Origin of the sequence: Arthrobacter burdickii (genome assembly GCF_030433645.1) — a bacterium.
Taxonomy (GTDB): Bacteria; Actinomycetota; Actinomycetes; order Actinomycetales; family Micrococcaceae; genus Arthrobacter_D; species Arthrobacter_D burdickii.
Genome location: NZ_JAROCG010000002.1, coordinates 436,170 through 450,266 on the forward strand (window position 1 = coordinate 436,170; position 14,097 = coordinate 450,266).

At 70.5% G+C, this 14,097-nt stretch carries 12 protein-coding genes and 1 tRNA gene; 12 read left to right on the forward strand and 1 reads right to left on the reverse strand.

Translation table 11 applies throughout. From position 1 onward, the window contains the following. Window positions 1-57: 57 nt before the first annotated feature. The 12 genes from P5G52_RS16600 to P5G52_RS16655 all read left to right on the forward strand — a co-directional run bounded on the left by P5G52_RS16600 (window position 58) and on the right by P5G52_RS16655 (window position 13,208). Window positions 58-1,344 (forward strand): thymidine phosphorylase, encoded by a 1,287-nt coding sequence (locus P5G52_RS16600; RefSeq protein WP_301229587.1) that lies wholly within the window; start codon window positions 58-60, stop codon window positions 1,342-1,344. Between the two features lie 252 nt (window positions 1,345-1,596). Then, on the forward strand, window positions 1,597-2,280 hold the full coding sequence (locus tag P5G52_RS16605) for a DedA family protein (RefSeq protein ID WP_301229589.1): 684 nt from the start codon (window positions 1,597-1,599) through the stop codon (window positions 2,278-2,280). A gap of 24 nt (window positions 2,281-2,304) precedes the next feature. Beyond that, a complete protein-coding gene (locus P5G52_RS16610) occupies window positions 2,305-3,459 on the forward strand; it encodes an adenosine deaminase (protein ID WP_301229591.1) in 1,155 nt (384 codons plus the stop codon). Next, window positions 3,459-4,268: a MazG nucleotide pyrophosphohydrolase domain-containing protein gene (locus P5G52_RS16615; protein ID WP_301229593.1), complete on the forward strand. Its 810-nt coding sequence runs from the start codon at window positions 3,459-3,461 to the stop codon at window positions 4,266-4,268. The genes P5G52_RS16610 and P5G52_RS16615 overlap by 1 nt, the downstream gene beginning before the upstream one ends. A gap of 155 nt (window positions 4,269-4,423) precedes the next feature. Beyond that, a complete protein-coding gene (gene eno, locus P5G52_RS16620) occupies window positions 4,424-5,704 on the forward strand; it encodes a phosphopyruvate hydratase (protein WP_301229595.1) in 1,281 nt (426 codons plus the stop codon). A gap of 97 nt (window positions 5,705-5,801) precedes the next feature. Beyond that, window positions 5,802-6,671, forward strand: coding sequence for an FtsB family cell division protein (locus P5G52_RS16625; protein ID WP_301229597.1), 870 nt, complete (start codon window positions 5,802-5,804; stop codon window positions 6,669-6,671). Window positions 6,672-6,816: 145 nt separating this feature from the next. Then, window positions 6,817-7,527: a DUF501 domain-containing protein gene (locus P5G52_RS16630; RefSeq protein WP_301230182.1), complete on the forward strand. Its 711-nt coding sequence runs from the start codon at window positions 6,817-6,819 to the stop codon at window positions 7,525-7,527. Beyond that, the gene (locus P5G52_RS16635; RefSeq protein ID WP_301229599.1) at window positions 7,527-8,471 is read left to right on the forward strand and encodes a Ppx/GppA phosphatase family protein; all 945 of its coding nucleotides are present in this window, start codon (window positions 7,527-7,529) and stop codon (window positions 8,469-8,471) included. The genes P5G52_RS16630 and P5G52_RS16635 overlap by 1 nt, the downstream gene beginning before the upstream one ends. A gap of 4 nt (window positions 8,472-8,475) precedes the next feature. Beyond that, window positions 8,476-9,873 carry a S8 family serine peptidase gene (locus tag P5G52_RS16640; RefSeq protein WP_301229601.1) on the forward strand — a complete coding sequence of 466 codons (1,398 nt, stop codon included), beginning with the start codon at window positions 8,476-8,478 and terminating at the stop codon, window positions 9,871-9,873. A gap of 63 nt (window positions 9,874-9,936) precedes the next feature. Continuing rightward, the gene (locus P5G52_RS16645; protein ID WP_301229603.1) at window positions 9,937-11,376 is read left to right on the forward strand and encodes an NAD(P)/FAD-dependent oxidoreductase; all 1,440 of its coding nucleotides are present in this window, start codon (window positions 9,937-9,939) and stop codon (window positions 11,374-11,376) included. A 136-nt stretch (window positions 11,377-11,512) separates the two neighbouring features. Next, a tRNA-Leu gene (locus P5G52_RS16650) sits at window positions 11,513-11,585 on the forward strand. 228 nt (window positions 11,586-11,813) lie between these two features. Continuing rightward, on the forward strand, window positions 11,814-13,208 hold the full coding sequence (locus P5G52_RS16655; RefSeq protein ID WP_301229605.1) for an ABC transporter substrate-binding protein: 1,395 nt from the start codon (window positions 11,814-11,816) through the stop codon (window positions 13,206-13,208). Window positions 13,209-13,372: 164 nt separating this feature from the next. Here P5G52_RS16655 and P5G52_RS16660 read toward each other — a convergent pair whose 3' ends face one another. Next, window positions 13,373-14,080, reverse strand: a complete 708-nt coding sequence (locus P5G52_RS16660; protein WP_301229607.1) for a hypothetical protein — start codon at window positions 14,078-14,080, stop codon at window positions 13,373-13,375. Between the last annotated feature and the right edge of the window lie 17 nt (window positions 14,081-14,097).

The following is a 14,097-nucleotide window of genomic DNA, read 5'->3' on the forward strand; positions in this document are numbered from 1 at the left end:
CCCATCCGGCTCCCACAAGGATCCGGACACCCCATCCGAACAACCCGAGGATCCTCCATGACCGAAGCCTTCGACGCCGTCGACATCATCCGGACCAAGCGCGACAGGGGAACGCTCTCGCCCGAGCAGATCGACTGGACCATCGACGCCTACACGCGCGGCGTCATCGCCGACGAGCAGATGGCCGCCCTCAACATGGCGATCCTGCTCAACGGCATGGACCGCGCGGAGATCTCCCGCTGGACGGCCGCGATGATCGCCTCCGGAGAGCGCATGGACTTCTCGTCCCTCGAGCGTCCGACGAGCGACAAGCATTCCACCGGCGGCGTCGGGGACAAGATCACCCTGCCGCTGGCCCCGCTCGTCGCCGTGTTCGGCGTCGCCGTGCCGCAGCTCTCCGGGCGCGGCCTCGGGCACACCGGGGGAACCCTGGACAAGCTGGAATCCATCCCCGGCTGGCAGGCGCACCTCAGCAACGAGGACATGCTGCGCCAGCTCGCCGAGGTCGGCGCCGTCATCTGCGCCGCCGGCACGGGACTGGCTCCCGCCGACAAGAAGCTCTACGCGCTGCGCGACGTCACCGGCACGGTGGAGGCCATCCCGCTCATCGCGTCCTCGATCATGAGCAAGAAGATCGCCGAGGGAACCGGGTCGCTCGTCCTGGACGTCAAGGTGGGCAACGGCGCCTTCATGAAGGACGTCGACCAGGCGCGGGAACTCGCGGAGACCATGGTCGCGCTCGGCAAGGACGCCGGGGTGAACACCGTGGCCCTGCTCACCGACATGAGCACTCCGCTCGGCCTCACGGCGGGCAACGCCATCGAGGTCGAGGAATCCGTGGAGGTCCTCGCGGGTGGCGGGCCGGCCGACGTCGTCGAGCTCACCGTCCGCCTCGCGGAGGAGATGCTCGCCTGTGCGGGCGTGCACGACGCCGACCCGGCCGCCGCCCTGAAGGACGGCCGCGCGATGGACGTCTGGAACCGGATGATCGAGGCACAGGGTGGGGACCCCCGAGCCACGCTGCCCGTCGCCCGGGAGTCGGACGTTCTCCTCGCGCCGGCCGACGGCGTGCTCGTGGGACTGGACGCCCTCTCGGTCGGAGTCGCGGCATGGCGCCTCGGTGCGGGCCGTGCACGCAAGGAGGACCAGGTGCAGGCGGGAGCCGGCGTGCGGATGCATGCGAAGCCGGGCGCCCTGGTGCGGGCGGGCGAGCCGCTGATGACGCTGCTGACCGACACCCCGGACAGGTTCGAGCGCGCGCGGGAGGCCCTGGCCGACGCCGTGGTCATCGCCCCCGAGGGCTCACGCCCGGCTCAGCAGCTCATCATCGACCGCATCGCCTAGGCGCCACCGGGCCCCTCACAGGGTCGACCCCTAGGGGATCCGCGGCCGGCCTCATCCCGAGGGGTGACGCCGGCCGCGGCGTAGATCGCCCTCAGGGGCGACGACCCGCGTGCGGCCGGCCGGTAGCGTCGTATGCAGACGCAGGCAGCGCATCGCGGCTCGACCCGAACCGCAGCACCCCGCGTCCGGCCCCGTGCCGGCCCTCGCCACCCCGGCGGCCGCCCGCACGGAGCGACGGCGGAGGAGCCCAGGATGGACGCGATCACCAGCGCACTCGGAGGCATCAGCGACTTCGTCCTCGCTGCCGCCGAACAGCCCTGGGTATACCTCCTCGTCCTCGTGTGCTGCGTGGTGGACGGGTTCTTCCCGCCGTTCCCCAGCGAGTCCGTCGTGGTCGGCCTCGCGTCCCTCGTCCTCACCCAGGGTGTGCTGAACCCCTGGCTGCTGATCCTGGTCGCGGCACTCGGCGCCTTCCTCGGCGACAACATCGCGTACGGCATCGGCAGGGGTATCGGCACCACGCGCTTCCGGTGGATGCGGCGCCCCCGGATGCAGCGGTCGTTCGGATGGGCAGGCGACGAGCTCGCGAAACGGGCGGCGTCGCTCATCCTCGTGGCACGCTTCATCCCGATCGGCCGCGTGGCCGTCAACCTCACCGCCGGCGCCACCGGCTACTCCCAGCGCCGCTTCGTCGCACTGACAGCACTCTCCGGAACGGTGTGGGCCGGCTACTCGGTGGGTATCGGCGCTGTCGCCGGTACCTGGTTCCAGCACAACCACCTGCTGGGCGTCGCGGTGGCCGTCGGGATCGCGGTCGTCATCGGCATTCTCGTGGACCGTGGAACCGCCTTCGTCCGGGGCGCCACCCCGCTCGAGGCTCCTGCCCTGCAGCTCCGGGACGAGCTCGAACCGGCCCGCGGGACGAACCCGTCCTGAGGCGCATCGCGTAGGCTTGGCAGCGTGACCCAGATCCCGAACGACCTCGTTTCAGACGCTGCCATCGACATCCAGACCCTGCCGAAGGTCTCCCTCCACGACCACCTCGACGGCGGCCTGCGGCCGGCCACCATCCTCGAACTCGCGGCCGCGATCGGGCACGAGCTGCCGGCGTCCGACCCCGAGTCGCTCGGTGCCTGGTTCCGCGAGTCCGCGGACTCCGGCTCGCTCGAGCGGTACCTCGAGACCTTCGACCACACCATAGCCGTCATGCAGACGCGCGAGGGCCTGATCCGGGTCGCCCGGGAATTCGTCGAGGACCTCGCGCTGGACGGCGTCGTGTACGGGGAGGTCCGCTGGGCCCCTGAGCAGCACACGCAGAGGGGCCTGACGCTCGACGAAGCCGTCGAGGCCGTGCAGGAGGGGCTCGATGCGGGCGCCGCCGCGGCCATCGCCGCCGGCCGGGTCGTCCAGGTGGGCCAGCTGATCACCGCCATGCGTCACGCCGACCGCGGCCAGGAGATCGCAGAGCTCGCCGTCCGCCACCGTGACCGGGGCGCGGTCGGGTTCGACATCGCCGGGGCGGAGAACGGCTTTCCGCCCTCACGCTTCACGGAGGCCTTCACCTACCTCGCGTCCGAGCAGTTCCCCGTGACGATCCACGCGGGCGAGGCCGCCGGCCTGGACAGCATCCAGGACGCGCTCGTCGCCGGACGGGCCCTTCGCCTCGGCCACGGGGTCCGCATCGCCGAGGACATCGAGATCGAGGAGTCCGCCGACGAGGAATCTCCCGACGGCGAGGAGGTCGGCATCGCGAACCTCGGCCGCATCGCCTCGTGGGTCCGCGACCGCGGCATCCCGCTCGAGCTGTGCCCGTCGTCGAACCTCCAGACCGGGGCGATCGAGTCCTTCGGGAACACCATCGACGCCCACCCCTTCGACCTGCTGTACCAGCTGGGGTTCAAGGTCACCGTCAACACTGACAACCGGCTCATGAGCGGTGTGACCCTGACGGACGAGTTCGAGCTGCTCGTCGACACGTTCGGCTACGACCTCGGCGACCTGCTCGAGCTCACCCTCAACGCGGTCGACGCCGCCTTCCTGCCGCTCGAGGACCGCGAAGCCCTGGCCGAGCACATCACGTCCACCTTCGACAGGGTCGCCCGCCAGGCGTCCTAGTGGACGCTCCCGCCCAGCGGCCCTCCGCCGTGCCCGGCCGCCCGCCGGGCTCGTCGGTCGAGCGCCTCGCCGAGGTGGTCGGCCTCCTCCGCCGGCACTGTCCCTGGACCGCGGCGCTGGACCACGCGGCCCTGCTCGAATACCTCGTCGAGGAGACCTACGAGCTCTACGAGGCCGTCGACGACGTCGCGAGGACGGACCACCCCGGCGCCGGCCTCCTCGACGCGCTGCGGGGCGAGCTCGGGGACGTGCTGTTCCAGGTGGTGCTCCACGCGCAGCTGCAGGCCGAGCGCGGGTCCTTCGGGCTCGCCGAGGTGGCGGACGGGCTGACCGCCAAGCTGGTCCGCCGCAATCCGCACGTCTTCTCGCCCGACGGCGCCCTCCTCGGGAGCTTCCCCGCCTCCGTGGAGGAGATCGTCGCCACCTGGCATGCGGTGAAGGCGCAGGAGCGGCCCGGGCGCACCTCGCCTTTCGAGGGGATACCGCACCACCTGCCCGCGCTCGCCCTGGCCGCCAAGACCCTCAAGCGCGCGGGGGAGGGCAGCGGCCCGGCCGCGGCCGCCCAGCCCGTCGGCGCAATCGACGTCCCCGGTTCCTCGGACGCCCCAGGGTCCTCGGACGCCCCCGGATCCTCCGACGCCCCCGAGGCAGCCGATGCAGCCGATGCCGAGGGAGCTCCGGACGCCGAGGCGCGTGTCGGCAGGGAACTGCTGGAGCTGACCCGGCGTGCGCTGGCGTCCGGGGTGGACCCCGAGCGTGCCCTCCGACGTGCGGTGCTGGACTACCAGCAGGACGTCGCCGGCGACTAGGGGCCGGCGGGATCCAAGCGCCGGCGTCACAACCGGGTGATCCAGCGCACGTCCGGACGCACGTGAACTAGGCTGTGAGCAACACCTCCGTTGCTCTGACAAAGACGTCCCAACAAGATGTGAACCCCTACACTCCAACGAAGAGGAGCAAATCCATGGCCATCATCGATGCCATCCACGCGAGGGAAATCCTCGATTCCCGCGGCAATCCCACGGTCGAGGTCGAGGTCCTGCTCGACGACGACACCTTCGGCCGCGCGGCCGTCCCCTCCGGTGCCTCCACCGGCGCATTCGAGGCCAACGAGCGCCGCGACGGCGAGAAGGACCGGTACCTCGGCAAGGGCGTCCTCCAGGCCGTCGAAGCCGTCATCGAGCAGATCCAGCCGGCCCTCCTCGGCTTCGACGCCGCGGACCAGCGCGCCATCGACCAGGCGATGATCGACCTGGACGGCACCGAGAACAAGTCGAACCTGGGCGCCAACGCGATGCTCGGCGTCTCCCTCGCCATCGCCCGCGCCGCCGCCGAATCCGCCGCGCTGCCGCTCTACCGCTACCTCGGCGGCCCGAACGCCCACGTCCTGCCGGTGCCGCTCATGAACATCCTCAACGGTGGTTCGCACGCGGACTCCGACGTCGACATCCAGGAATTCATGATCGTGCCGCTCGGTGCGCAGTCCTACTCCGAGGGCCTCCGCTGGGGCGTCGAGGTCTACCACGAGCTCAAGTCCGTGCTGAAGGAGAAGGGCCTGGCCACCGGCCTGGGCGACGAGGGCGGCTTCGCACCGAACCTGCCGTCCAACCGCGACGCACTCGACCTGATCACCACCGCCGTCGAGCGCGCGGGCTACACGCCCGGCACCGACATCGCGTTCGCCCTCGACGTCGCCGCGTCCGAGTTCTACAAGGACGGCTCGTACCACTTCGAGGGCCGCACGCTCAGCACCCAGGAGATGAGCGCCTACTTCGAGGAGCTCGTCCGCGACTACCCGCTGGTCTCCATCGAGGACCCCCTCGACGAGGACGACTGGGAGGGCTGGAAGCACCTCACGGACGCGATCGGCGACAGGGTCCAGCTCGTCGGCGACGACCTCTTCGTCACGAACCCCACGCGCCTGGCCAGGGGCATCTCCAGCCAGACGGCGAACTCGCTGCTGGTCAAGGTCAACCAGATCGGTACCCTGACCGAGACGCTCGACGCCATCTCGATGGCGCAGCGTGCCGGGTACACGACGATCACCTCGCACCGCTCCGGCGAGACCGAGGACACCACCATCGCCGACATCTGCGTGGCCACGAACGCCGGCCAGATCAAGACCGGCGCTCCTGCCCGGAGCGAGCGCGTCGCCAAGTACAACCAGCTGCTGCGCATCGAGGAGGAGCTCGACGACGCCGCACGCTACGCCGGTCGCAGCGCCTTCCCGCGTTTCACGGCCTAGTACGTCAGCAGTTGATCGGGCGGGCGGTTACCCTCGTTAGACGGGTTTCGGAAGAAATCCGACGCGACCAGACGCGACAGCATTGACGAGGAGCTTCATGACTGCCCGCCGCCCTAACGTGCCGCGAGCCGGCCGTCCTTCGCCCGCGGCGGAGGAACGGCCGGCCCCCGGAGCGGCCAAGGGCCAGACCCCTGCCGGCTCCCGGGCCGGCAGTTCCCCGACCGACACCGGTTCCGCCACGGGCACCCGCGGGGCGAGCCACGTCCCCGCCCCGTCCCGTCCCGCGCAGCCCCGCCCTGCCGGGTCCGGCCAGCGCAAGCCGTCCCCACCCCGTGCGGCCGGCCCTTCCGCCACGAAGGACCCGCGCTCGATGGGTTCGTCCGGGACGAGGGACGCCCGCGCAGCGTCAGGGGCGGCAGGGACGACGCCGCCGCGGACCGCGCGTCCGGCGACTGGACGGTCCACCCCTGCATCCCCTTCGGAGGCACGTGCCGCCGAGCGGTCGCAGCTCGCGGGAAGCATCCGCCGTGGACGGCTCGGTTCCAAGCGTGCCGAGTCGGTCATCGAGCCGGCCGAGGAGGCCACGCCCATCCCGGCGAAGTCCTTCTCGGGCCGTTTGCTCGCCCTCGCCGTCGTGCTCATCGCCGTGATCGTGCTGCTGGCGCCGTCGGTGAGCCGCTACCTGCAGCAGCAGGCGGAACTCGATGCCCTGCGCGCGGATATCGCCCAGCAGCAGCAGGAGCAGGCGGACTACCAGTCGGAGCTCGCCCGCTGGGATGATCCGGCCTTCGTCCGGCAGCAGGCGCGCGAGCGCATCTTCCTCGTGATGCCGGGGGAGACCCGCTACCTCGTCAAGGGTGGCGACGGGATCGAGGAGAGCACCGGCGAGGGATCGGCCCCCGAACCCGCCGACCTGCCCTGGGTCGACTCGCTCTGGAGCTCGGTCGCCCGCGCAGCGACAGATTGAGCGGCGGGGCGTTGCCGCGAGAGCGACCGCCCGCCGCGAACCGGACGCCCGGAGCGGCGTCCCAGGAAGGAACAGCGTGACCCAGCACGACCAGCACGACCAGCACGACGAGCACGATCGACCCGGCCGGGACGACCAGGACCCGCTGATCCCGAGCGGACGCGATCTCGACGTCCTCAGCCGCCAGCTCGGCCGGCCCGTACGCGACGTCGTCGAGATCGGCGCGCGGTGCATCTGTGGAAACCCGCTCGTCGCCACCACCGCTCCGCGCCTCTCGAACGGTATCCCGTTCCCCACGACCTACTACCTCAGCCACCCGGTGATCACGGCCGCGGTGTCGCGGCTCGAGGCCGAGGGCGTCATGACCGAGATGAGCGAGCGCCTGACCACCGACGCGGCACTCGCCGAGAGGTACCGCGCCGCCCACGAGGACTACCTCGCCGCGCGGGACGCGGTGGGCGAACGCGCCGGCACGGGGGCCGTGCCGGAGATCGCCGGAGTCTCGGCGGGAGGCATGCCGACCCGCGTGAAGTGCCTGCACGTCCTGGTCGGACACGCCCTCGCGGCGGGGCCGGGCGTGAATCCGCTGGGCGACGAGGCCATCGGCCGCATAGCGCAGTGGTGGACGCCCGAGCGGTGCTACTGCGAGGGCGCCTGGGACACGACGGGCCAGGCGCCGCACGCCGACCTCAGCAGGCACACCAGGACCCAGGGCCTGAGCCCCGAGGAACTCGAGGCCAAGCGGGCGGCACGGCGCGGAGATGCCGGGACCGGCGGGGCACAGGTAACCTCTCTGGGACCCGACGCATCCGAATCCACCGCGTCCGAATCCACCGCGTCCGACGAGGAGAACTAATGCGCACAGCTGCCATCGACTGCGGCACCAATTCCATCCGGCTCCTGATCGCCGACGTCGAGGACGGCGTCCTGACCGACGTCGAACGGCTCATGCGGGTGGTGCGGCTCGGCGAGGGAGTGGACGCGACCGGGCGCCTGTCGGAGGCTGCGCTCGCCCGCACGTTCGCCGCGACGGAAGAGTACGCAGCGCTCATCGAGAAGCACGGCAACCCGCCCGTGCGGTTCGTGGCGACCTCGGCATCACGCGATGCCGAGAACCGCCAGGACTTCGTCGACGGCATCCGCGCCCGGCTGGGCGTGGAGCCAGAGGTCGTCTCCGGCGACGAGGAGGCGCGACTGTCCTTCGACGGCGCCGTGAGCGTGCTGGAGACGGACCGCGACGAGACCGTCCTGGTCATCGACCTCGGCGGCGGAAGCACGGAGTTCGTCGCAGGCACCGCGGACGGACTGATCGCTGCACGCAGCACGGACATGGGCTGCGTGCGCTACACCGAGCGGTTCCTCACGGACGATCCGCCCAGCACCGCGCAGATCGAGGCGATGGAGGCCGAGGTCGGCCGGATGATGGATGAAGCCGCGGCCGAGGTGCCCCTGGACCGCATCACGAAGATCGTCGGGGTCGCGGGAAGCATCACCACCGTCACCGCCCACGCACTCGGACTCCCGGGCTACCAGGCCGAGCGCATCCACGGCGCCGAGCTGCCCATTCCCGTCCTCTCGGCGGCGGCGTCGGACCTCCTGCACCGGACGCGGGCCGAACGGGCCGCCCTGCCCTACATGCACCCCGGCCGCGTCGACGTCATCGGGGCGGGCGCCCTGATCTGGAAATCGATTCTCGAGCGCATCGCGGCGGTCACGGACGGTCGCGTCACGACAGCGATCACGAGCGAGCACGACATCCTCGACGGGATAGCCCTGAGCGTTGCGGAGCGGGAACGGTGAGCTGATGCTCTCCCGAGCGCGCCTCGCCGTCCGTGCGGGGGCTGCCGTCGTCGTGTGCCTCGCCGTCCTCCTGCCGGCCACCCCGGCCGCCGCGGACGACATCCGCGGCAAGGAGTACTGGCTCGAGGACTACGGCATCGAGGAAGCCTGGCAGAGCACGCAGGGCGAGGGTGTCACGGTGGCGGTGATCGACAGCGGGATCGACGCGACCCACCCCGACCTCGCCGGAGCCGTGATCGGCGGCACGGATGCCTCGGGTGCGGGCGATCCCGGCGGGCAGCGCGGCATCGGGGAAGTGCCGGGCCACGGAACCCTGGTCAGCACCCTCCTGGCCGGGCGTGGCCACACCGACCCCGCCGCGCCGAGGCCCTCCGGTTCCGGCAGGGCTCCTTCGCCGACCCCGGCGCCCTTCAGCCAGTACGGGAACGGTCCGGACGGGATCGTCGGCGTCGCACCGAAGGCCAACCTGCTCGCCGTCTCCCTCTGGATCGAGGGCCAGAGCAGCGGTCCCAATCCGGCCGGCGTGTCGGTCGACGAACAGGTTCCCTGGGCGGTCCGCTGGGCCGTCGACAACGGCGCGGACGTCATCAACATGTCGCTGGGGAGCACGAGTACCGCCTGGCCCGAGAGCTGGGACCAGGCCTTCCTCTACGCGGAGCAGCACGACGTCGTCATCGTCGCCGCGGCCGGCAACCGGGCCGGCGGGCTCACACAGGTCGGAGCGCCCGCCACGATACCCGGCGTCCTCGCCGTCGCAGGGCTCGACCGTTCGGGCCTGGCGAGTGCCGAAGCGTCCTCCGAGGGCATCAGCATCGCGGTCGCCGCCCCGTCCGAGAACCTCGTCGGGGGACTGCCCGGCGGCTTCTACGCGAACTGGTCGGGCACGTCCGGCGCGGCACCGCTGGTCTCGGGCGTCGCAGCCCTCATTCGCGCCCGCTATCCGGAGCTGACGGCCGCGCAGGTCGTCAACCGCATCGTGGACACGGCGCGTGACGCCGGACAGCCCGGTTTCGACACGCTCTACGGCTACGGCGTGCTCGACGTCGCCGCCGCCGTCGATGCCGACCTCGCGGTACCCGCGGAGAACCGGCTGGGCAGCATGGCCCAGTGGATCCAGACCTACCGGCGCGGCGGGCAGCCCCCGGCCTCCGCTCCGGCCCTGCCGAGCCATCCGCCGGCCGAGGTGATCCCGGCTCCGCCGGCGCCGCAGGCCGAGGACCCGCTCACCTCCGTGCACGACGTGCCCGCGCTCGTGGTGCTCGGATTCGGCGGGCTGATGCTCGCAGTGCTCCTCGGCGGGGCCCTGCACGTGGCCCGCGTCAGGAGGCGTACGCCAGCGCCCTCCGAGGGGAACGCGGGACGGATCGAGCACGTCCCGGGAGGCGGGAACGACCGGTGGTGACCGGGGCTCCGCCTCCTCCGCGGAGCTAGTGAAGATTTTCACAAACTCCGGTAGCATCGAGGAATGGCATCGAACCCACACTTCTCTGACCGCCCGCGCATCCTTGTCGTCGGCGGCGGTTACGTAGGCCTGTACGTCGCGCACAGGCTGCAGAAAAAGGTCAAGGACCACGGCGGAATCGTCACGCTGGTGGATCCCCTGCCCTACATGACCTACCAGCCCTTCCTCCCCGAGGTCGCCGCCGGGAGCATCGAGGCGCGCCACGCGATCGTGTCCCACCGCAAGCACCTGCGGAAGACCGAGCTGATCTCGGGCAAGGTCACGTCGATCAACCACGCCGGCCGGACCGCCACCATCGAGCCCACGGGCGGTGGCGAGTCCTTCGAGCTCGGCTACAGCGACGTCGTCGTCGCTGCCGGTTCCATCACGCGCACCTTCCCGATCGAAGGCCTCAAGGACCAGGGCATCGGCCTGAAGACCATCGAGGAAGCGGTGGCACTGCGCAACAAGATGCTCGAGCGCATCGAGACGGCCTCCGTCATGCCCGAGGGTCCCGAGCGTGACCGCGCCCTGACCTTCGTCGTCGTCGGCGGCGGGTTCGCCGGTATCGAGACCATCACCGAGATGGAGGACGCCGCCCGCGACTCCGTCAAGGCGAACTCCCGCCTCAGCCGCTCCGACCTGCGCTTCGTCCTCGTCGAGGCCATGGGGCGCATCATGCCCGAGGTCACGGCCCAGCAGGCCGAGTGGGTCGTCGGACACCTCCGTTCACGCCAGATCGAGGTCCTGCTCAACACGTCGCTCTCCAGCGCCGTCGACGGCACGCTGAAACTCATCAACATGCCGGACAAGACGCCGGCCGACGAGTTCGAGACCGACACCCTGATCTGGACCGCAGGCGTGCAGGCCAACCCCGTGGTCCGTTCCACGGACTTCCCGGTCGACGAGCGCGGCCGCCTGCGCGCCAACGCCGAACTCCGGATCACGGGCGACGACGGACCCCTCCAGAACGCCTGGACCGCGGGCGACGTCGCCGCCGTCCCCGACCTGACCGGTGGGGGAGTCGGAGGCTTCTGCGTCCCCAACGCCCAGCACGCCGTGCGCCAGGCCAAGCTCCTCGCCGCCAACATCCTCGCCGCCAGCTACGGCGTGGGTGAGGTCAAGGAATACCGCCACACCAACCTCGGCGCCGTGGCCGGCTTCGGCCAGTTCAAGGGTGTCGCGAACATCATGGGCTTCGGCATGAAGGGCTTCCCGGCCTGGCTCGCCCACCGTGGCTACCATGGCTTCGCGATGCCGATGTACGAGCGCAAGGCCCGCGTGATCGTCAACTGGAGCATGAGCTTCCTCTTCGGCCGCGACCTCGCTCCGCTCTCGGACCTGCAGAACCCGCAGCGCCAGTTCCGCGAAGCGGCGACCCCGCCGCCGAAGAAGGACACCGCGCTGCAGAGCCAGCCGCCGACGCCGGCAGGGCAGGCAGCAGCAGCGAAGGCCACGGCCTGACACCCGGCTGACACCGGGCTGACACGGCTTGAACCGACGAACGACGGCGACCTCCTTTCCGGGGTCGCCGTCGTTCGTCGTCTGTCCCCCGGTGAACGAGTCCGGTGCGTCCGCGGTACGCTGGACAGGCTGGCCGGCCCCAGTAGCCCAATGGCAGAGGCAGCAGACTTAAAATCTGTTCAGTCAGGGTTCGAGTCCCTGCTGGGGCACTTCCTCCCCGACGTGGTGCCGCTCCCGCGCGGCGTGGCCCAGATGGACAGCACTCTGAGTAGTGCCCGCTGTCAAGAGTGCGCTGCCACGGCTGTGACGAGCGTTACAAGGATGTAACCGGATTCCCTTATCTGAGACACATTTATCGATTAGCTTTTCCATAAGCCAGGAACACCTGGTGATCGCATCAAAGGCAGCAAGAGCCTTTCGGTCGAGGAGACTAATTCATGACTGCAACACGCAACTCCGCGCTGCTCGGCATCGGGGACAATGCCACGCGCGCGGGAAAGGTCGCTGCCCTGAGCCTGGGGATCGCGCTCTTTGCCTCCGGCTGCGGCGGCGGCGGAACCACGAGTTCCGAGGGCGCCGGCGACACCGAGACCACTGCTGCCGCCGCAACGTCGGCTCTGGCATGCCCCGAGAGCGAGGGTGGCGCCGGCGAGGAGCAGGGCGAGAAGGGTGACCCCGCCGCCGTGCCCGCCAGCAAGACCACGAGTCCTGCACCGCTGAAGCTCGGTTCCCTCCTGCCGACCACCGGGACGCTCGCGTTCCTCGGCCCGCCCGAGATTGCCGGCTCCACTCTCGCCGTCAACCAGATCAACGAGGCCGGTGGCGTGCTCGGCCAGGACGTCTCCATCACGCAGCGCGACTCCGGTGACACCACGACCGACATCGCGACGCAGTCCGTCACGGACCTGTTGTCCCAGGACGTCAGCGCCATCGTGGGTGCCGCATCCTCGGGCGTCTCGAAGACCGTCATCAACCAGATCACCGGCGCCGGCGTGGTGCAGTTCTCTCCCGCCAATACGGCGGCCGAATTCAGCACCTGGGACGACAAGGGCCTGTACTGGCGCACCGCCCCCTCGGACGTCCTCCAGGGCCGCACGCTCGGCAACTACATCATGACCTGCGGCGCTCAGACGGTCGGCATGATCACCCTGAACGACGCCTATGGCACCGGTCTGCAGGGCACCATCCAGGAGACCGTTGAAGCGGCCGGCGGCCAGGTCGTCGCCAACGAGATGTTCAACACCGGTGACTCGCAGTTCTCGAGCCAGGTGGACGCCATCGCCGCGGCCAAGCCTGATGCGATCGTCCTCATCAGCTTCGACGAGGCCAAGAGCATCGTCCCGCTGCTGGTCGCGAAGGGCATCGACGCGAGCACGCTGTTCATGGTCGACGGCAACACCTCCGACTACAGCGCGGACCTCGATCCCGGAACCCTCGAGGGAGCCCAGGGCACCATCCCCGGCCCCTTCACCGGCACCGGGTTCCAGGAAGCGCTCGCGACCGTGGACCCCAAGCTGACCAGCTATGCCTACTCGGGCGAGAGCTACGACGCCGTGAACCTCATCGCGCTCGCCTCCGAGGCAGCGGGAAGCGTGGAAGGCACCGAGATCGCGAAGCAGCTCGAGGCGGTCTCGAAGGACGGCACCAAGTGCTTCGACTTCGCCGGCTGCGTCACGCTGCTGCGCGACGGCGAGGACATCGACTACGACGGTGTGTCCGGTCCCGTGACCTTCGACAAGAACGGTGATCCCACCGAAGCCGCTATCGGTATCTACAAGTACGACGCCGACAACAAGCCCCAGCCGAGCCGTTCCGAGGTCGGACAGCTCTAGGGACTCGTCCGGAGCCCAGCTCCGGTAAAGCGTGCCGCAGTGGTTCACGGCCCCGGCCGCCCTTCCGACGGAAGGCGCGGCCGGGGCTTTCTGCTGTCCCCGCAGGCTCGTGCTGTCCGGGAGTTACGTGCTGTCCCTCGAGGATCGGGCAGGCTGGACTGTGCTCAGGCGTCACCCGGTTGGCGCCTGGAGACGGCGTAGGAGGGCTCGCGGACCCTGCGCGTCCAGTCGTAGGTCTGGGCGCCGGCCAAGGGGTGCAGGACGGCGTCGAAGCGCAGGTCCTTCTCCTCTCCCTCGGGGTCCAGGCGCAGCGTGAGGGTGCCGAAGTGCTGCCAGGCCCCTCGCGGAGTGGCGAAGTACAGGCCGAGCTGCCACGGAGAGGTCCCCAGGGCCCGCTCGAAGCCCCTCAGGGAGGACGGCAGTCGGGAAGGGGAGAGCGTCCGCGCCCCGAGCAGCACGGGGCCGTCCTCGCCGCGGTACGGCATCATCGTGGTCAGGGGAGCCCGCGAGGCGCGCAGCCGGGGAATCAGCGCGAAGCGACCCGGGAAGGACCAGCCCGTGGAGGACAGCAGGATGTCCGAGAACGTGGACGGCAGTGGCCCGGAGCCGGGGTGGTGGATCCGCACCGCGAGCCCGACGATGTCGGGCAGCCCGTCCGGGGTACCCACGGAGCGTGAGACCCGTGCGGTGGCAGGGGTCGCGTCCGGCCGGTCGATCCAGGCGATCCCGCTCCTCAGCCCGTGGTCGTGCACCACGGCCGTGCCGTCGAGCCTCAGCCCCCGGGAGTGGATGGGGCGGTGCCGCCGCAGGTGCTTCATGCCGCGGAACACCACCTCGAAGCCCTTGCCGATCGCATCACTCGCTCCTGCCATGTGCCGGCCGTCCTTCC